15 protein-coding genes are annotated in these 20,103 nt (G+C 46.2%); 4 read left to right on the plus strand and 11 right to left on the minus strand.

Features of this window, described 5'->3' with window-relative positions:
• Window positions 1-4 precede the first annotated feature (4 nt).
• From purE to rpoN, 3 genes are all read right to left on the minus strand, one after another.
• The gene (gene purE, locus HMPREF9944_RS02850) at window positions 5-511 is read right to left on the minus strand and encodes a 5-(carboxyamino)imidazole ribonucleotide mutase (protein ID WP_008564335.1); all 507 of its coding nucleotides are present in this window, start codon (window positions 509-511) and stop codon (window positions 5-7) included.
• Window positions 512-556: 45 nt separating this feature from the next.
• Window positions 557-1,174, minus strand: coding sequence for a phosphatase PAP2 family protein (locus HMPREF9944_RS02855; protein ID WP_008564336.1), 618 nt, complete (start codon window positions 1,172-1,174; stop codon window positions 557-559).
• A gap of 226 nt (window positions 1,175-1,400) precedes the next feature.
• The gene (rpoN, locus tag HMPREF9944_RS02860; RefSeq protein WP_044113264.1) at window positions 1,401-2,912 is read right to left on the minus strand and encodes an RNA polymerase factor sigma-54; all 1,512 of its coding nucleotides are present in this window, start codon (window positions 2,910-2,912) and stop codon (window positions 1,401-1,403) included.
• A 917-nt stretch (window positions 2,913-3,829) separates the two neighbouring features.
• On the opposite strand from rpoN, the gene HMPREF9944_RS02865 reads away from it, so the two are divergent.
• The 3 genes from HMPREF9944_RS02865 (at window position 3,830) to HMPREF9944_RS02875 (ending at window position 7,564) form a co-directional block, all read left to right on the plus strand.
• Window positions 3,830-5,101 (plus strand): histidine-type phosphatase, encoded by a 1,272-nt coding sequence (locus HMPREF9944_RS02865; RefSeq protein WP_008564340.1) that lies wholly within the window; start codon window positions 3,830-3,832, stop codon window positions 5,099-5,101.
• A gap of 226 nt (window positions 5,102-5,327) precedes the next feature.
• Window positions 5,328-6,800 (plus strand): alkaline phosphatase family protein, encoded by a 1,473-nt coding sequence (locus HMPREF9944_RS02870; RefSeq protein ID WP_008564341.1) that lies wholly within the window; start codon window positions 5,328-5,330, stop codon window positions 6,798-6,800.
• 38 nt (window positions 6,801-6,838) lie between these two features.
• Window positions 6,839-7,564, plus strand: coding sequence for a nitroreductase family protein (locus tag HMPREF9944_RS02875; RefSeq protein ID WP_008564342.1), 726 nt, complete (start codon window positions 6,839-6,841; stop codon window positions 7,562-7,564).
• 49 nt (window positions 7,565-7,613) lie between these two features.
• On the opposite strand, the gene polA is transcribed toward HMPREF9944_RS02875, so the two are convergent.
• On the minus strand, window positions 7,614-10,376 hold the full coding sequence (gene polA, locus HMPREF9944_RS02880) for a DNA polymerase I (protein WP_008564343.1): 2,763 nt from the start codon (window positions 10,374-10,376) through the stop codon (window positions 7,614-7,616).
• Between the two features lie 104 nt (window positions 10,377-10,480).
• On the opposite strand from polA, the gene HMPREF9944_RS02885 reads away from it, so the two are divergent.
• The gene (locus tag HMPREF9944_RS02885; RefSeq protein ID WP_008564344.1) at window positions 10,481-11,458 is read left to right on the plus strand and encodes a polyprenyl synthetase family protein; all 978 of its coding nucleotides are present in this window, start codon (window positions 10,481-10,483) and stop codon (window positions 11,456-11,458) included.
• A 680-nt stretch (window positions 11,459-12,138) separates the two neighbouring features.
• Here HMPREF9944_RS02885 and HMPREF9944_RS02890 read toward each other — a convergent pair.
• The 7 genes from HMPREF9944_RS02890 to mnmG form a co-directional block, all read right to left on the minus strand.
• The gene (locus HMPREF9944_RS02890; protein ID WP_008564345.1) at window positions 12,139-13,491 is read right to left on the minus strand and encodes a WG repeat-containing protein; all 1,353 of its coding nucleotides are present in this window, start codon (window positions 13,489-13,491) and stop codon (window positions 12,139-12,141) included.
• Between the two features lie 99 nt (window positions 13,492-13,590).
• Window positions 13,591-14,532 carry a deoxyribose-phosphate aldolase gene (gene deoC / locus HMPREF9944_RS02895; RefSeq protein ID WP_008564346.1) on the minus strand — a complete coding sequence of 314 codons (942 nt, stop codon included), beginning with the start codon at window positions 14,530-14,532 and terminating at the stop codon, window positions 13,591-13,593.
• A gap of 19 nt (window positions 14,533-14,551) precedes the next feature.
• Window positions 14,552-14,875 (minus strand): nucleotide pyrophosphohydrolase, encoded by a 324-nt coding sequence (locus HMPREF9944_RS02900; protein WP_008564347.1) that lies wholly within the window; start codon window positions 14,873-14,875, stop codon window positions 14,552-14,554.
• Between the two features lie 254 nt (window positions 14,876-15,129).
• Window positions 15,130-15,582 (minus strand): D-aminoacyl-tRNA deacylase, encoded by a 453-nt coding sequence (gene dtd, locus HMPREF9944_RS02905; RefSeq protein WP_008564348.1) that lies wholly within the window; start codon window positions 15,580-15,582, stop codon window positions 15,130-15,132.
• 19 nt (window positions 15,583-15,601) lie between these two features.
• Window positions 15,602-17,449, minus strand: a complete 1,848-nt coding sequence (gene uvrC, locus HMPREF9944_RS02910) for an excinuclease ABC subunit UvrC (RefSeq protein ID WP_008564349.1) — start codon at window positions 17,447-17,449, stop codon at window positions 15,602-15,604.
• A 74-nt stretch (window positions 17,450-17,523) separates the two neighbouring features.
• Window positions 17,524-18,054 carry an adenine phosphoribosyltransferase gene (locus HMPREF9944_RS02915; RefSeq protein ID WP_008564350.1) on the minus strand — a complete coding sequence of 177 codons (531 nt, stop codon included), beginning with the start codon at window positions 18,052-18,054 and terminating at the stop codon, window positions 17,524-17,526.
• Window positions 18,055-18,218: 164 nt separating this feature from the next.
• Window positions 18,219-20,093 (minus strand): tRNA uridine-5-carboxymethylaminomethyl(34) synthesis enzyme MnmG, encoded by a 1,875-nt coding sequence (gene mnmG / locus HMPREF9944_RS02920; RefSeq protein ID WP_044113266.1) that lies wholly within the window; start codon window positions 20,091-20,093, stop codon window positions 18,219-18,221.
• Between the last annotated feature and the right edge of the window lie 10 nt (window positions 20,094-20,103).

Raw genomic sequence — 20,103 nt, forward strand, 5'->3', positions numbered from 1 at the left:
CGCTCTAATTACACTTATACTCGTATTTCACTGCCTTCAGCTTCTCATTTGCCTGCTCAATCTTATCACCTAAGACTGCTTTCCAAGCGTCGATCTTGGCTGCAATGGCCTCATCTGTGAGGGCAATCATCTGAGTTGCGAGGATAGCGGCATTCTGTGCGGCGTTCACTCCCACTGTTGCAACGGGAATACCCGGCGGCATTTGAATGATAGAAAGCATGGCATCGAGTCCGTCGAGCATGCCTTTTATAGGCACACCGATGACAGGAAGCGGCGTAGAAGCAGCGATAACGCCGGGCAAGGCAGCCGACATTCCGGCCGCAGCAATAATGACTTTAATGCCTCTTTGCTTGGCATTGCGGGCGAAAGTCTCTACGGCTTCGGGCGTACGGTGGGCAGAAAGTGCGTTCACTTCAAACGGAATAGCATTATCGTTGAGCCATTTACAGGCTTTTTCCATAACAGGCATGTCGCTTGTGCTGCCCATGATGATACTGATGATAGGTGTCATAATTGTATTGTTTTGATGAGTTTATTATTTACTTTCATTGATTTTCTATACCATGGCGATTGTCAGAAAGGCGAGAACGCAGCCGATAAACCACCCGACCACTATCTGTGAGAGCGAGTGTTGGCGTAACATCATGCGACTGGTGCCCACGATTCCCGAGAGAAAAAGAGTCAAACAGAACCACCAAATGGGGTCGAAGGTGAAGATAATGGCAAAGGCAAGCAGCGCACCTGTTACACCTCCGATGGCAGCTTCATGCACTGAGACCTTCCACCACGTGTTGATGAGGGCACAAACTACCTGTATTAACACGGCAGCCACAAGGATACTGCCCATGAAATGAGGGATATGAGCCATGCTCATAAGGTAGTAGCACACCGAATAGCACACGATAGAGATGACATAAGGCACCATTCTTCGCTCCCGAACGATAAGGTCGAACGGCTTCCATCCTTGATAATGGCGGTAAAGACGTATTAAAAAAGTGGGCAAAAGTATGGTGAACAGATAGACAAGACCCAGCACCGTGAGTTTGTACCCCCATGGCATGAGACCCAAATAACTGAAGAGAAACAACGCGGCAAGGCCCACCATGGGCAGGTAGAACGGTGTGAATACCATGCTGATGACGCGTGCTGCCAATATAATGTCTTTTTCTTTCATAGAATGGAGGCCTCCCCCGGCCCCTCCAAAGGAGGGGAGTGTGAGCTTGATGTTATTTATTGATAGACGATATAAGTTTCCTTCGATTCAAAACAAGGGTAGAGAACGAGCTTAAAGCCTGTTTTTTGTTTGTTATTATCAGTCATTGTTTGTTTTCAATTGTTTTTTCTTATGCGAAAATCCGACTGTTTCGGGTCTCCCCTCCTTTGGAGGGGTTGGGGGAGGTTCACCCTCTTCTCAATCTTGCCACGGGTATATTGAGTTGCTCCCTGTACTTTGCTATCGTGCGACGGGCTATCGGGAAGCCTTTTTCTTTCATCAGTTTGGTCAGTGCTTCGTCGCTTAACGGCTTACTTTTGTCCTCTTTTTCGATGACGGCTTTCAGGGCCATTTTTATCTTTCGCGTTGACATTTCCTCACCTTCTTCCGTGGTATAGGAGTCAGTAAAGAAGAAACGGAGGGGGAAAGTGCCCCATTTTGTCTGTGCATATTTGACGTTACTCACCCTACTTACGGTCGAAATGTCGAGTCCGGTCTTGTCGGCAATGTCCTTAAGTATCATAGGTCGCAGCTCGCTCTCGTCACCTTCTTGGAAGAAGCGCCTTTGCCAGTCGATGATGGCCTGCATGGTGAGCGTCAAAGTGCGGCGGCGTTGCTTTATAGCCTCAATGAAACCCTGTGCCTTGGCCACTTTTTCTTTGGCGTAGAGTAGGGCCTCTTTGGTTTGTCGGCTCATGCTTTTCTTGTTGTCGCGATAGGCTTTTACCATCTCGTTGAATGCAGGTGAGACTTTTAATTCGGGGATATTGCCTTGGTTGAGCGTGAAGGTCACCGTGCCGTCATCGTCGGTATCGATGATAAAATCGGGCGTTATCTGTTGCATATTGCGTCCTTCGGTCTCACCAAGTGAGGCTCCCGGCTTCGGATTCAGCTTGTGAATTTCGCGTTGAAGCGTCTCTGTTTGCGTGTCGTTCAGCCCAAGTTGCAACTTGATTTTATCCCAATGCTTCTTCTTGAAGGCTTCGAAACACTCTTTGAAAACGCGCTCCATGGCATCTAACAAGCGGTCGTTACGGCCATCTTCGCGCATTCGCTCCACTTGAAGCAGCAAACATTCTTGCAACGAGCGTGCTCCGATGCCCGCAGGGTCCATGCTTTGGAGTAGTTTTAACAGCTTTTCGAGTTCTGGTTCGCTGATGTCGATGTTGTGATAGATGGCAAGTTCGTCGCCAATCGTACCCAAATCCTTGCGCAGAAGTCCGTCGTCATCAAGGCTACCGATAAGATATTCCATCACGGCATGCTCTTTTTCGGTAAGCATGAGCATGTCCATTTGCTCCTTCAGTTTATCATAGAACGACGTTGTATCGCCGTAAACGGTCTCTTCATAGTCGGCATTATCATGGTTGTTGGCGTAGGGTAGGGGCATGGCATCATCACCTTCGATGCCTTCCAAGACCGAATCAAGGGCGTCCTGCCGCTCTTCTTTCTCGTTGAGGCTATCGAAATCGTCGGCTTCATTACCGTTTTCAAGTTCGTTTTCTCCCTCGTTTTCGGTCTGTCCCAAGTCATTTTCGGCCTTTTCCAAGGCCGGATTGTCATCGAGTTCAGCGTTGATATTCTCCTCAAGTTCGGTCAATGGCATCTCCAGCAGGTGCACTTGCAGCATCTGTTGCTGCGAGAGTCGCATCTGTTGTACCAGCTTTTGTTCCTGCGTTTGTATGAGTTTTTGAGCCATGATGTATGGAGATAGCCTTCAACACTTGCAAAGATAGAGATTATCATAGACAAATCAAAGCAAAAAGAGAAATAATTAAAAGTCTGTTTCCATCTTCTTTTCGATACATACGCGCTTGTTTGCCGATGCAATGTGGTGGTAAACAAGGCGCGAAAGAAGTGAGGAAGAAGACCTTTTTGTAAATATTCTCTCCCTGTTTTTAACACTTCGGGGACTGCTGAAATAGAAACGGAAGAGCAAAAAACCGGGTATTTCGTTGCAAGAATGCGCAGGCCGTTTTCTTGTTTCGCGGCCTTTGGAATACCATTTTCGCCATTTTGCGTTGCCATTTCACCTATTTTGCATCGCTATCTCAGTTGTTTTGCATCGCTATCTCAGTCATTTTACCTTGTTATTTCAGCCATTTCACCTTGTAAACCCACCCATATTGCTTCGCTTTTTGCCTGTGATTGCGCTTCGTTTCTTTTCGAATTGTGCAATTATTTGATGGTCAATAATTTGCAACTTGGCGAATATGGCGCGTATTTGTAGCCGAGGAGGCATTGGTTCTAAATGTGCGAGCTATGCGGAAGTATTTGTAAAGGAATTTAAAACCCACCCCCTACCCCTCCCAAAGGGAGGGGAGAGCGAGTTTGAGGAGTCTCCTTTGGTTTCTTAAAAGGAGGGAAGACGGAGTCCACATACGTGAAGCTGCGGGGAATGTAGGGACGCACGGCTCGTGCGTCCGCTCAAACAATCTCATAAAACCAAGTAATTCACATTCCTATTACATCACCTTGAGCGGACGCACGAGCCGTGCGTCCCTACATACGAAAGCCTTTCAAGCTCGCTCTCCCCTCCTTTGGAGGGGTCGGGGGAGCCTTTTTCTTTTTTATATATTGTATAATATGGCAAAAATTGCTTATCTTTGTAAGCGTATGAAAAGGAAAATCGTTATTATTTCGCTGATGGCGCTCTGCCTCGGCAGCTTTGCACAACAGGCAAAGCAGGACTTCAAGGCCGACAGGCTGCTGTCGGCGAGTAATTATCTGGCCTATCCCGGTCCGCTTCAAAAGACACTCACGCCCGCACCGAAGGGCTATGTGCCGTTCTATTTGAGCCATTACGGACGACATGGCAGCCGTTGGCTCATCGGTAACCGCGATTATCAACGACCCGTTCGCTGGCTTGAAAGGGCCGACTCGCTTGGAAAACTCACACCGAAAGGGCAGGAGGTGCTCGCCAAACTGCGCCGTATTAGTGAGGCCGCTCGTGGTCGTGACGGCGAATTGACACAGCTTGGGGCCGAGCAACACCGTGGAATTGCCGAGCGAATGATGCGGAATTTCCCCGAGATTTTCAAGGGAAAGACCCATGTTGACGCCAAGAGTACGACGGTGATTCGTTGCATTCTGAGCATGGAAAACGCGTTGCAGCAACTCGCGCGCATGAATCCTGCGTTGGAAATCAGCCACGATGCCAGCCATCACGACATGTATTACATGAACCACGAGGACACTGCTCTCTTCAAAACACGCATGCCCAAGGAGGTGAAAGCCACGTTCGAGGCTTTCAGAAAACGCCATTTTCATCCCGAACGTGTGATGCGTTTGCTCTTCAACGACGATGATTACTGGCAGAAACAAGTGGATTTTGGGAAGCTGTATGAGTTGCTTTTCAAACAAGCGGCTAATCTTCAGAGTACCGAACTGCGCCATTCAATGTCGCTTTATGACCTTTTTAACGATGACGAAATCTATGATATTTGGCAGGTAGGTAACGCATGGTGGTACATAAACTTTGGGCCTTCGCCACTCAACGGCGGCCGCCAACCGACTTCACAGCGCTATCTTTTGCGGAAGATTGTCAGTGAGGCTGACAGCTGTTTGCGCCTGAATCACCCCGGAGCAACGCTGCGTTACGGTCACGATACGATGGTGATGCCGCTGACATGTCTGCTGGGTTTGGACGGAACAGGGGTGCAAGTGGCCGACTTGGAGCAGCTTCCTGCAATCGGATGGAGCGACTATCGCATCTTTCCCATGGCCTGCAACCTGCAGTTTGTGTTCTATCGGAAGGCGGGAAGTGACGACATTTTGGTGAAAATATTGCGCAATGAGAACGAAGCAAAGCTGCCCATTAAGACCGATCTTTACCCATATTATCATTGGAAAGACGTGAGGGCGTATTGCGAAAGAGTGAGTCAGTAGACAAAAGGCCCACCCCCAGCCCCTCCCGAGGGGAGGGGAGAGCGAGCTTGAAAGGCCTTTTTGCGATGTAGGGACGTAGGGTTCGTGTGTCCGCTCCATGTGAATAACCCCCTTGAATGGCCTGCTTGGTGAATGTAGCGTGTTGAGCGGACGCACGAGCTGTGCGTCCCTACATGCAAACGGAGGCTAAGGCCAATTATAGAAAATACTAAAATCAATAAAAACAATGAAGAAATCACTTCTTATTTTGCTGCTGATGGTCTGTCCGTTCTTGGGTCATGCGCAGGTGAGCCGGCCCAAATTGGTAGTCGGAATCGTGGTCGACCAAATGCGGTGGGACTATTTTTACTATTACAACCGAGAGTTTTGTGCGGGCGGTTTCAAGCGTCTTTTGAGCGAAGGTTATCGCTGTCAGAACACAATGGTACCTTATATTCCCACCGTTACGGCCATTGGTCACTCGAGTATCTACACAGGTAGCGTTCCGGCTTTGACGGGAATACTCGGCAACAGCTTCTTTATCAATGGCGAAAAAGCCTATTGTTGCGGTGACGACAGCGTAGAAACGGTGGGCAGTAAAAGCAAGGAAGGGAAGATGTCTCCACGCAGATTGTTGGCTTCAACGATAGGCGATGAGTTGAAACTTGCTACGGATTTCAAGTCGAAAGTGGTGGGGGTGGCTCTCAAAGACCGTGCCGCAATCTTGCCGGCAGGCCATTGTGCCGACGCAGCCTACTGGTGGGACTCGAGTGAAGGCCGCTTCATCACGAGTACATACTACATGAACAAGTTGCCTGCGTGGGTGGAACAATTCAACAAGGCGCACCAACAAAAGAAAGGATTTGACGTGAAAAGTACGCCGAAGGGTATCACGTTGACCTTCGATATGGCCGAGGCTGCCCTGAAGAATGAGCGGCTGGGGCAGGGAACGGAGACCGATATGCTGACCGTGAGCATCTCTTCTACCGACATTATCGGCCACATTTACAGTACGCGCGGGCCCGAAATCCACGATGCCTACATTCAGTTGGACCGCGAACTTGACCGTTTTTTCAACACACTTGATGCGCAGTTGGGGCGTGGGAACTATCTTGTTTTCCTCACGGCTGACCATGGTGGTGCGCATAATCCTAATTTTATGCGAGCCAATAAGCTGCCTGCGGGAGGCTTTGAAGGCTGGACTTTGGTCAAAAAACTGAACAAGGAACTGCAGCAGGCAATGGGGACAACGGCAAATCTTGTGCTGGGTGAGAACGCATTGCGCGTTTATCTTGACCACAAAAGTATTGCCGAAGCAGGTCTTGATTTGCAGAAAGTGAAGGCCGAGGCCAAGCGGTTATTAGAACAAAAGCCTCATATTGCCTTTGTTGCCGACTATGAAAGTGTAGCTACACAACCTATTCCGCAACCCATTCGCGACCGGATCATCAACGGATATAGTCGTGAACGTGGGGGAGATCTGCTCATTGTGACTCAACCGGGCTGGATAAACAGCGTGTCGGACAGCAACTATAAGGGGACGAACCACGGTTTGTGGAACCCCGACGACAGTCATATCCCACTCGTGTTCATGGGGTGGGGCATCACGAAAGGGGAGACATTCCGCCCCACAAGTATGGCAGACATTGCACCGACCGTGTGTGGTTTGCTCCGTATTCAGATGCCCAATGCCTGTGTGGGCAATGCCATTCTGCCGTGAGTGTTCATTATTTCAACAAGATATAATTAGAATAAGAAATGAGTTTACAAGAGATTTTGAATCATAGGCGGGCCGTTCGGCATTTCGACTCGGTTAAACCGATCGATGAAACGACGGTGAAAAAGTGTATAGAATTGGCAAGTTTGGCTCCTACAAGCTCCAATCTGCAGCTTTGGGAGGCCTATCATGTGACCGATAAGCAGGTGTTGGAGCAATTGGTACCAGCTTGTCTGGACCAAAAAACGGCCCGTTCGGCACAGCAAATCGTAGTGTTTGTGACTCGTCAAGACCGGTATAAGCAGCACGCAAAGGCTGTGCTTGCCTTTGAAGAAGGCAATGTCAGGCGCAATAGTCCGGCCGAAAGGCAGGACAAACGCATCAAGGATAAGGCCATGTATTATGGGAAATTGATACCGTTTACCTATTCCCGGTGCCTCGGTTTGTGGGGACTTGTGCGCAAAGGGCTGGCACAATGCATCGGACTTTTCCGACCGATGACGCGCCAAATGAGCGAAGGCGACGTGCGAGTCAGCGTGCATAAGAGTTGTGCCTTGGTGGCCCAGACGTTTATGTTGGCCATGAGTGAAGCCGGATATGACACATGTCCGCTCGAAGGTTTCGACAGTTGGCGCGTGAAAAAGGCTTTAAAATTGCCCTATAACACGGAGATAAACATGGTGATTACCTGCGGAATACGCGTTCCGAGCGGCGTTTGGGGCGAACGTTTCCGCCTGCCTTTCGAAGAAACCTACCACAAAGTGTAATGTATCGTTCAGTCTCTTTCTACATGACTCACTTCACATTACACATTCATCAGTGGGCTTCGAGCCAGTTTTTTCCCCAACCTGCATCGACGGTCAGGGGCACTTTGAGTGTGTAGGCACCTTGCATTTCCTCCAAAACAATCTGCTCTACGCGTTCCTTTTCATCGGGATAGACAGAGAAGTTGAGTTCGTCGTGCACCTGAAGAATCATCTTTGACCGAATGTTTTCAGCCTTGAAGCGACGCCAAATGCGTATCATGGCAAGCTTGATGATGTCGGCTTCGGAGCCTTGGATAGGTGCATTGATGGCGTTTCGCTCTGCAAATCCGCGCACGGTGCCATTCTTTGACAGGATATCGGGCAGGTAACGGCGACGTCCGAACAGCGTTTCTGCATAGCCTTTTCGGCGAGCTTGCTCTTTAGCTTGCTCCATAAAAGCACGCACTTTGGGGAAGGTTGCGAAGTAATCCTCTATGAGTTTGCGAGCTTCATTGTTGTCAATTCCCATGCGTTGTGCCAGCCCATAGGTGGTAATTCCATAGATAATACCGAAGTTAGCTTGCTTGGCTTGCTTCCTTTCCGCAGCCGAAACGTCTTCCATTTTCTTGTGTTTTATCTTTGCAGCTGTGGCAGCATGGATGTCAAAACCCTCGCGGAAAGCTTCTATCATGTTGGCATCTTCGCTGAGATGTGCCATGATTCTGAGTTCTATTTGTGAGTAGTCTGCGGAGAAAAATAGGCAATCTTGCTCTGCAATAAAGCACTTTCTGATTTCCTTTCCGTCCTCACTTCGCACCGGAATATTCTGTAAATTAGGGTCGCTGGACGACAATCTTCCCGTGGAAGTGAGGGCTTGATTGAATGAAGTATGAATGTGTCCGGTGCGTTTATTGATAAGTTTTGGGAGCGCATCGACGTAAGTTCCGAGCAGTTTTTTCAGGCCCCTGTAGTCCAATATGTCTGCAACGATGGGGTGTTTTGTGCGAAGTGACTGCAGAACTTCCTCGTTTGTGACGTACTGTCCCGTCTTTGTTCGCTTCGGTTTCTCCATGATATTGAGCTTCCCAAAGAGGACTTCTCCCACCTGTTTTGGGCTGGATATGTTGAAAGTCTCACCCGCTTTGGCATAGATATGTTGCTCAAGAAGGTTCATTCTTTCAGTGAAAATGACCGACGTTTCGCGCAAGGCTGCGGTGTCGATGCGCACACCTTGGCGTTCCATATCGGCCAAAACGGGCACAAGGGGCATCTCTATATTCCAGAACAAGTCCTCGGTTCCCGTCTCTTTCAGCTTGGGTTCGAGCACGTTTTTCAGCTGAAGTGTGATGTCGGCGTCCTCTGCTCCGTATGCATAAACGTCTTTCGGGTCGAGTTCGCGCATTGACTTTTGATGCTTTCCGTGCGGACCTATGAGTTCATCAATATGGATGGTCTTGTAGTGAAGCAGCGTTTCGGCAAGGTAATCCATGTTGTGATGCAACTCGGGTTGCACGACATAGTGGGCCAACATCGTGTCGAACATCTTGCCTTGCAGCGTGACTCCGTAGTTCATCAGCACCATATAGTCGTACTTAATATTCTGTCCTATCTTCAAAATCGATGGGTCTTCGTAGATTGGTTTAAAGATATTAACATATTGCAACGCCTCTTCACGGTCGTTAGGAATAGCAACATAAAACGCTTGATGTGCTTCTACGGCGAAGCATAAGCCTACTAATTCGGCGTCGATTGGGCTGAGTGAAGTCGTTTCCGTGTCTAAACTAAGGACCTGTTTTGTCCTGAAAAAGTCACAAAGTTTGCGTGCTTCATCTTGATTATCAATGAGTTTATAATCGTGTTTTACGGTTTTAATGCTCTCAAAACTTGTATTTTCAGAACTAACTTGCCCATCGGTCGGATTTACGGCAAACAAATCGAGTTGCGGATTAATAGATTTTGGCTTTTGTTCAGCTTTGTTTAAGATTTTGTTCGCAAGCGTTTTGAATTCCAATTCAGCAAAGATTTCACCCAGTTTCTCCTCATCGGGCGATTGAAGTTTCAGTTCATCGAGATGGAGTTCCATAGGAACATCGGTCCGAATTGTGGCAAGGAACTTCGACATCTTAATGTCTTCGACTGCATTTTCCACCTTTTCACGCATCTTACCCTTCAGTTGATCGACATGCAAAATGAGTGATTCTGTCGAGCCAAACTCATTGATCAGCTTCACAGCTGTCTTCTCTCCGATCCCCGGACAACCAGGGAAATTGTCGGCAGAATCACCCATTAAGGCCAGCAAATCAATGACTTGTGCAGGCGTAGAGATGCCATATTTCTCTGCAATCTCATGTTCACCAATCACGTCATATCCGCCACCATGACGCGGACGATACATGAAAACGTTCTTCCGGATAAGTTGTCCGTAGTCCTTATCCGGCGTGAGCATGTAGGTTTCCACATTCTTTTCGGCGGCCTTGATGGCTAAGGTTCCGATTACATCATCGGCTTCGAAGCCGTCAGCTTGCAGGATAGGGATATGGAACGCCCGCAGGATTTCCTTGATAATCGGCACACTTTGTGTGATATCTTCAGGCGTTTCCTGTCGCTGGGCCTTATAAGCAGGGAAGGCTTCATGGCGGAAGGTCTTTCCGTGGTCGAATGCTACACCGAGGTAATCCGGCCGTTCTTTCGTGATGATTTCATGCAGCGTGTTGACGAAACCGAGTATGGCCGAGGTGTTGAGTCCCTTGGAATTGATGCGCGGCGCACGGATTAAAGCATAATAAGACCTGAATATCAACGCATAAGCGTCCAATAAGAATAGTTTGCTCATAGGTGTTTTGTTTGGTGTAAAATTACAAAAAAATTGGCATTAATCCTTGGTTTTGGCATCAATCCCGTAAAAAATGAGTATTTTTGTATCAAATTTAAGGAAGCATGGACCATTTATCTCTTATTAAACAGCCTATTTTTGGAGAGCTCGATGATTTTGTTTCGCTCTTCAATCAGTCGCTTTCGCACGACGATGGCATGTTGGCTCAGGTGTTGACTCACATTCGACAGCGGGGCGGGAAGCGTATGCGGCCGATGCTTATCCTGTTGATGGCCAAGAATTTTGGCCGAGTTTCCGGCACAACCTTGCATGCAGCGGTGGGCTTAGAGCTGCTCCATACGGCGAGTCTTGTGCATGATGACGTCGTTGATGAGAGTAGTGAGCGACGCGGTCAGGCCAGTGTTAACGCGTTATATGATAACAAAGTGAGTGTCTTAGTGGGTGATTTTATTCTTTCAACCGCCCTACTTTACGTCTCAAAAACACATTCCGAGGCTATCGTCAGACGCCTTTCCGAACTCGGACGTACGCTGTCTGACGGTGAAATCCTGCAATTAACGAACATTCAAAACAAGGAGATTACCGAAGAAGCTTACTACGAAATCATTCGCAGAAAGACTGCCGCTTTGTTCGAAGCCTGCGCAGCTATCGGTGCAGAGAGTGCCGGAGCGCGGCACGAAGACGTGGAGGCTGCAAAGCAATTCGGGCAAAATCTCGGTATTATCTTCCAGATAAGAGATGACATTTTCGACTATTACGACTCGAAGGAAATAGGAAAACCGACGGGAAACGACATGCTCGAAGGGAAGTTGACCCTGCCCGTTATCCACGCATTAAACGCAACTTGCGATGCCGATATGCTGGCTATTGCGCGTAAAGTAAAGGTGCGCGAGGTGTCGCAGGCTGAGATTGACCGCCTTGTTGCGTTCACCAAGGCCAACGGGGGCATTGAATATGCCGACCAACAGATGTGGAGTTTCCATGCCGATTGCATGAGATTCATTGACGAAAGGGTGGAGGATAGCGCCATAAAAATGGCTTTAAAAGCCTATCTTGACTTTGTAATTGAGCGGAAGAGCTGAGGAAGCCCCTCCCCCGACCCCTCCCCGAAGCGGGAGAGGAGTAGAATGCCTTGCCGATAGAGTGGGTTTTGCGTGGTAAGGTTAGTGTTGCTTCTTGGTAGTTTGAATTAGATTGATAATCAACGATTTATATTTGCATTCCAATCTCAGCCATTTTAGCGTGTAAAATGGGTGAAATTGGCGTGCAAAGTGGGTGAGATTGTGCGGTGAAGTGGCTGATATTGGAAAGCGGAAACATTTATATTGAAGTATGACGTGCATGCAATTTGCATGTAGGGACGCACGGCTCGTGCGTCCGCTTCATTAGAAATGAAAAGTAAATCGGTTTTTGGAAAACCATTCACGTGGGGCAAGTCTCCCATTTCAGTCGGCTTCGCCGAGAAATCTCACAAATCTATCCAAATCTTTCAAATCGTTTTGCATATCAATAGCTGTTAGATTTGTTTCGATTTGTAGGATTTCTGCCCGTATGGCACTCTTTTTTCCTCATCATTTATATGGGCTTATCGAAATGGACGCACGGGCCGTGCGTCCCTACATGCCTCTTGCCTGCAAATCATCTTGATAATAGGACTAATCTTAAAGGTCAAAGTTCAATGTTCAAAGTTCAAAGCCAAGGTCCCTACATACGCATGGGCAATCAATTTGTTCACTTGTTTACGCGTTAACTGTCAACTGAATTATTTGATTTCTCGCAGCTGATAATCCAGTTTCTTAATGGTTTCACCCGTCGTTGGATCGGATATGTCGATGTGATCTTTAAGGTCTTCGATGCGGTTGGAGGTCATTCCATAGCGCAATTTGTTTTGAAGGTCGACGATGGCGTATTGATTTTGTTTCTTGACGATGAAGAGATTGGGGTTTTCGGTAGTAGTGATTTTGTCGTAACCATAGGGGATAACCTGTTTATCCTCACGGTTGATGAGGGCCGTTTGCTGGTCTTTGGTGACGATGAAGTGTTCATCATCGTTGAGTCCTACCACGGAATTATATTTGAAAGGCAGGAGAATTTGCATGGAATTGAAGTCGACAACTGTTTCAAAAACGTCTTTATAGAGGTAGAGATAATGGTTGGTGAGCTCGCTTTCGTCATAGAATAGGTTGAGTGCAAGGCTCTTTTTGTCCATGTCGTAGAGCTGTTTTCCACTCTCGGACGACAGTTCTATGATGTTGAAAAGATAGGTAGGCTTGATGTTTTCGTATCGAAATGGGACGATAGTTTTGTTGTTCAGATCGATGATGCCATAGCGATTGTCTTTGCAGGCAATGAGATATGTGATACTATCCGGAAGAATAAACGCCAATTTTTCCAGTGGATTATCGTATTGAGGCATGATGATAGAACGTCCATTTCTATTGAGTAGTCCCCACAAATCACCCCTTCTATAGTTGTAGTATAGGATTGTTGCAAAACCTTTTTGGATTCCTATGGGTTCACGGTCATCGATAGTGACGCCTTTAATGATGTTTTCGGTATTGAAAAGATATTCAGGTGCGTTGTCTTTCATCATGACGAAGTAGTCGTTGGAATTGTATGTGATGTCGTCATATCGGGGTTCTATGATGAAATCTCCATCGCTGTTGCAGATGCCATACTTATTGTTTTTCACGATAAAGTAGCGCTTTCCGTCTTCAGAATACTTGTCTGTTGGTTTGATTCTTTGGTAGATTGGTGCCAAGATTTGCTTGCCCTCGTCGGTGTACAGGCCCAGTTTGTTGTCCTTGGTGACGAGGAAAAAGACGTAATCAACAAGGGAAATGTTACTGAATTCGAGGGGAAGTAGTTGTTTGGTGTTATTGTATGTTCCTTTTTTCCCGTCTTTTTTGACGATGAAATAGCCCAAATAGCGTTTCGAAATCGTTTCGGCATTGGTGATAATGGGCTTATGATTAGTGCCAATTAGGCTGTATTTACCATTGGATTGGCGGACGATTACAGCGTCTCCTTTATATTTCTTGATGGCTATCCGGGCTTGTGACTGTGTTGACAAGAGGGCTGCAAGGGCAAGAGTGAGGGCGATTTTCTTTTCCATTATCAGAATATTGCGAGGTTAGGGTAGGGAGGTTGCGTTTGAAGAAGGCAGAAACGCCTTCCTTTCTACTGCAGAAAGGAAGGCGTTTCGAGCCGTTTTTTAGAAGAATTTGGTTTCTTTCCCGAGGATTTCGCTGAGCAGGAGGTTGGTCAAGCGGCTGGTTCCCATGCGGAACCACTTGTTAGTGAGCCATTGTTCGCCAAGGACTTGCTGCACGATGGTGTAGTAGATGATGGCATCCATGACCGTGTTGATGCCGCCGGCAGGCTTGAAACCGATTTGAATGCCGGTCTTTTCGTGATATGCTTTGATGGCCTGACACATTACGTATGCGGCTTCGGGCGTCGCACTTACCTTCTCCTTACCGGTCGAAGTCTTGATGTAATCGGCCCCGGCATACATGGATAGCAAGGCAGCCTTCTTGATATTGCTGGCTGTTTCGAGGTCGCCGGTTTCGAGAATCACCTTCATCGGGGCGGCTCCACAGGCTTGTTTCATCTCCGAAATGTCGTCGCAAACGCCCTCATAGTCGCCACTTAGGAACTTGCCTACGGGCAGAACGATGTCTATTTCAGTGGCCCCGTCGGCCACAGCCAGCTGTGTTTCAGCCACTTTTACCTCCATTCGGGCCTGTGAGGAGGGGAAGTTGCCGCACACGTTGGTGATTTCTACGCCGTCGACCTCAAGACTTTTGGACACCAATTCGGTGAAAACGGGATAGACGCAAACGGCTGCAACGTGGGGAATGTCGGGATATTCGCGGTCGAAACGGTTGACCTTTTCCACCATGCGAAGCACTTTCTCCTCGGTGTCTGTGGTGCTGAGCGTGGTGAGTTCAATGCTTCCGAAGAGGAACTTCTTTACATTGAGGGTGTCGTTCTGCGGCACTTTCTCCTCAATAATCTGCTTTACGGTAGCCTGAACTTCGGCATCATTGAGGTTAGTTTCGTACATTTCAAGGGCTTTTTCATATTTGCTCTTGTCGTTGTTTTGCGTGTTTTCGCCTTCGTTTTGCGGCAAAATGGTCTTTGTGTATGTCATATTGTGTGTTGATTGATTGTTATTTCAGCTTATTGTTGTTCAGATGGCGGTCATGATCGCGTAAGGTTTTCTTGTCAAAACTCTTTTGCAGTTCGGTCGTGAGGTCCACTCCGGTTTGGTTGGCAAGGCAGATGAGCACCCAAAGTACGTCGGCCATTTCTTCACCAAGGTTGGCTTTCTCACCCGTTTTGAAGCTTTGTTCGCCGTATTTTCGGGCGATGACACGTGCCAGTTCGCCCACTTCTTCGGTGAGGCACGCCATGTTTGTGAGCTCATTGAAGTAGCGTACGCCATAAGTTTTAATCCATTCGTCGACGGATTGCTGTGCTTCTTTAAGGGTCATAGTGGTGTAATATAAAATACCTCGCCTTAAATAGCCTCACTCTCAGCCCCTTTCTGGAGAGAAAAGGGAGTGATATGCTTGCTAACTTGAGGTTATTTTATGGTTTTATACTCGTTTATTGTGACTTTTATAAGTTTGATATCGTTTCCAAATAAATGGAATATTCGTTCGCTTCTTTTATTTTTTATCTTTCATTTCCATTGGAAAAATCATATTATTCTCCTCCCTTTTCGGGGCGAGATTAGCAGAGAGGCTTACTCTCTCGCCTTACTATCCATGCAAATCGTGACGGGACCGTCGTTGATGAGTGCCACTTTCATGTCGGCTCCAAAGCTTCCTGTGGCGACGTTTCGACCGAGTTGGGCAGACAGTTTGGTACAGAAAAAGTTGTAGAGTGGCACGGATATGTCGTGTGTTGCGGCCCGAATCCATGACGGTCTGTTGCCTTTTTTGTAGCTTGCAAGCAGGGTGAACTGCGAAACAACAAGAATTTCACCTTGTATATCCATGATGGATAGGTTCATAACGCCTTGTTCATCGTCGAAGATTCTAAGGCCTATTATTTTGTGAATCAGCCAGTTAGCGTCGTCTTTTGTGTCGTTTTGCTCGATACCGACCAAGATAACGTAGCCCTTACCGATAGCTGCCGTGACCTGATTGTCGATGGTTACGGAGGCGTTGGTGGTACATTGAATGACGATTCTCATAGGGCAAATATACTAAAAATTATTTTGTTTCGGCTGTTTCCGGGTGAAAATGTTGATAAACGAGGGTGCCTTTCGCCTTTCCTAATATAGATATAATGGTTTGATTATCAGCTGCTTGTATCTGTTTCACGCTCTTTAGTTGCTTTAACAAAGCCTCTTTGCCTTTCGGACCGAGTCCTTTGATGTCGTCAAGTTCGCTATGTAGTGCGTGTTTTGAGCGTTTGTTGCGATGGAAAGTGATGGCGTAGCGGTGCACTTCGTCTTGTATTTGGGTGAGCACCTTAAAAAGTTCGCTCTTTATATCGAGTCCGATGGTCTGCGGAGGTTGGCCGTAAAGCAGTTCGTTCGTGCGGTGGCGGTTGTCTTTAGCGAGTCCGGCAATGGGGATATCAAGGTGGAGTTCGCCTTCAATAACAGCTCTGACGACGTCCATTTGTCCTTTCCCTCCGTCGGTAATGATGAGGTCGGGCAGGGGTTGCTGCTCTTTTAACATGCGACGATAGTGGCGACGGACGACTTCTTGCATGGAGGCATAGTCATCAGGTCCCGTAACTGTCTTGATATTATACTTGCGATAGTCCTTGCGAGAGGGTTTCATTTTCTTGTAAACAATGCAGCCTGCCACGGCATCTGTGCCCGAAATGTTGCTGTTGTCGAAGCATTCTATGTGATAAGGTAGCTTGGGAAGTTTAAGTTTGTTTTGCAGTTCCTTCATCAATCGGGTCTGTCTTTGCTCGGGATTGAGCTTCTCTGCCTGTTTCAACCGGTCGAACTTATATTGCTTCCCGTTCATTTCTGAGAGTTCAAGAAGGTGTTTTTTGTCACCTTTCTTAGGGATAATGAAGTCTGCATCTTTCATTCTCCACTCCATATCAAACGGAACAATGATTTCTTTGGCATGGCTGTTGAAACGCTCTCTTATATCAGGTATGGCCGTAATCAAGAGTTCTTCGTCACTCTCTTCCAGCTTTCTTTTATACTCGAATGTGAAGCTTTGGTTGATGGTTCCCTTGCGAACGTGTATATAATTAATGTAGGCATTCCGCCTATTGTCATCATCTACGATGGTGAATACGTCCACATCGTCAATCGTGTGACTGACGACTTCGCTCTTAGAAACAAAGTCATTGAGGAGTGATATCTTTCTTTTTAGGTCTTGAGCAACCTCAAATTTCAGGCATTCGGCATTCTTTATCATCAGCTCATAAAGTCGTTTTCCGACCTCACGTGTGTTTCCTTTGAGGATTTCGCGAGCTTGATTCATGTTCTCCTGATAGTCTTCATAACTCTGTTTGCTGATACATGGAGCATCACAATTGTGGATATGGTATTCTAAACACGGCTTGTATTTACCTTGTTGTATGCCTTCTTTTGTAATAGGTTGGTGGCAGGTGCGTGGCTTGTAAAGCTGTTTGATGATGTCAAGAATGGCATTCATGCTTCCGATATGTGGGAAGGGGCCATAGTAAGTTCCATAATTTTTGTTGATAGTTCGGGTCTTAAATATCCGCGGAAAGTATTCGTTGGTGATGCAAATACTTGGATATGTCTTTCCATCTTTAAGTAAAACGTTGTACCGCGGATTGTATTTTTTGATCAAACTGTTCTCAAGTAGGAGTGCATCTTCCTCTGTATTGACAACCGTATAGCTGATGTCTCGGATTTTAGATACCAGCACTTTTGTCTTAAATCGGTCCACTTCTTTATGAAAGTAAGAGGAGACACGCTGCTTAAGTCGCTTAGCCTTGCCCACATATATAATAATGTGGTCCTCATCATAAAACTGATAACTGCCCGGTTTGTCAGGCATATTGAGTACGATGTTCTTCAAATAGGCCAGCCTTTTTTCGTTTTCTTCGTATGTCATACCTGTACATTTCCTTTATATAAAGGGGAAGATTAGAATCTTGTTTCACGTGAAACGGACGTGATTTGTACTTTCTAAAACTTCAATAATGATGTTATTTCTACATCTTTGTCAAAGAGCTTTCGGCTATTCGGGAATTCTGAAGAAAGTTCTATAATGAAATTGCAATAGATTTTCTTTGGGTGGAACTTCTTAACAAGGTTACATGCGGCCTTCATCGTGCCTCCTGTTGCGAGTAAATCGTCGTGGAGAAGAATGGTGTCTTTCTCACTTATGGCATCTTTATGAATTTCTATAGTGTCTATTCCGTACTCTTTAGCATAACTTTCTTGAACGGTTTCACAAGGTAACTTGCCGGGTTTTCTACACAATACGATGCCTGCACCTAATTTAACTGCAACAGCTGAGGACATGACGAAGCCTCGGCTTTCTATCCCAACGATTTTTGTTATCTCTTTATCTTTATAAAGTTTAAACATCTCGTTAGTGATTTCGTTTAAGGCTTCCGGGCTTTTAAATAAGGTAGTAACGTCTCTGAAGTTGACACCTTTAATTGGCCAATCCGGAATGCAACGCAGATGGTCTAATAATAATTGGTTGTTCATGTTCTATTTTTATTATTTTCTTGTTTTGTCTTCTGTTAGTTCTGCTGCTTTAAGCATTTTGTGAATGTCTAATTTTCATTATATCAGAGTTTTATTTGTTGTTCGGTTTCACGTGAAACGCAATTATTGCATATCAATCTTACTTTTATTCTTGTTGAAAATGTTTAGCGTCCTAATAGTATTAAGAGTACATTAATGTCACTTGGAGATACTCCGGGAATTCTGCTTGCTTGTGCTAATGTCTCTGGATTAATCTTTTCAAGTTTCTGTCTTCCCTCTGTTGAAATCTCATGTAGCTCTTTGTATCTGAAACGTCCCTTGATTTTGATGTTCTCTAATCTGTGCATCTTGTCGGCGATAGCTTTTTCTCGCTCAATATATCCTTTGTATTTTATCCGGATCTCTGCTGCTTCTGCAATTTCTTCTTTTCTGTTTTCTGGTAGAGTCATAGCTCTTTTAAGTGCAGGTATACTGTCAGATAGATTTTGAAGTGATAGCTGAGGACGTGCGATTAGGTCCGAAAGTTTACACCCGGCACGGAGAGGTGTTGTTCCTAATGCTTCTAATCTGGGATTGATTTCTTTTGGTTTGATAGGATATTCCATACAAAAACAAATCAAGCACTTAATGGCTTCTTCCTTTTGTAGCCACCAATCATAACGGTCACGTTTGGCTATTCCTAGGTTATATGCCATTTCTGTGAGACGTGCATCTGCATCGTCCTGGCGCAAAAGAATGCGATATTCGGCTCGAGAAGTAAACATTCGATAGGGTTCGTCTACACCTTTGGTGGTTAAATCATCAATAAGAACCCCAATATAGCTTTGATCTCTTTGCATAATGAGGGGTTTCCCACCGCTACAATGTATAGCTGCATTGATACCAGCAGCGATTCCTTGACCGCCAGCCTCTTCATATCCAGTGGTTCCATTTACTTGGCCCGCAAAGAACAATCCGTTTAGAACCTTAGATTCCAACGAGTGTTTTAATTGTGTGGGGTCGAAGTAATCATATTCAATGGCATAGCCTGGACGATATATTTTGGCTTCGCGCAATGCTGGTATCTGATGAATAGCATTTAATTGAATCTCCATCGGCATACTCGATGAAAAACCGTTCAAATACATTTCATTGGTGTTTTCACCTTCCGGTTCAAGGAACAAAGGATGTTGTTCTTTCTCAGGGAATGTTATCAGTTTTGTTTCGATTGATGGACAATAACGTGGGCCCGTACTTTGAATTTGTCCGTTGAAAAGGGGCGAATATAGGAGTCCTTTCTGTAAAACTTCGTGTACATTACTATTAGTATAGGTTGTCCAACAGGGTAATTGGTGGAGTTTTCTCTGTTCACTCGTCATATAGCTGAACTGATGGAAATCGGAATCCCCTTGTTGTTCTTCCATATCTTCAAAGTGTACACTTCGTTTATCAATTCTTACCGGGGTCCCTGTCTTCATTCGGGCGGCCCGAATGCCCCAACGTGTAATGCTCTCTGTGAAGCGATGGACCGCAGGTTCTGCGCAGCGCCCGCCTTCAATCATTTTTTTTCCTATATGCATCAATCCGTTAAGAAACGTTCCTGCGGTAATAACGATGCTTTTTGCATGGAATTCGGCACCCCAGATGGTTTTTATGCCTATAGCTTCGTTGTTTTTAACAATAAGTTCGTTAGCTTGGTCTTGCCAAATGTCGAGATTTTCGGTACAATCAAGTGTGGAACGCCATTCCCAAATATACTTTCCTCTATCACATTGTGCTCGTGGGCTCCATACGGCAGGGCCTTTTCCGATGTTCAGCATTCGGAATTGAATTGCTGTCCTGTCTGTTATTATTCCCATTTGACCCCCTAAAGCATCTATCTCTCTAACGATTTGGCCCTTTGCAATCCCACCTATTGCAGGATTACAGCTCATTTGACCTATCTTATTCATGTCCATTGTTATCAAACATGTATGAGCTCCCATTTTCGCAGAAGCTGTCGCAGCTTCACATCCGGCATGACCGCCCCCGATAACAATTACATCATAATTAAAAAGCATGTGAATTCTG

This window comes from Segatella maculosa OT 289 (assembly GCF_000243015.1).
Classification (GTDB): domain Bacteria; phylum Bacteroidota; class Bacteroidia; order Bacteroidales; family Bacteroidaceae; genus Prevotella; species Prevotella maculosa.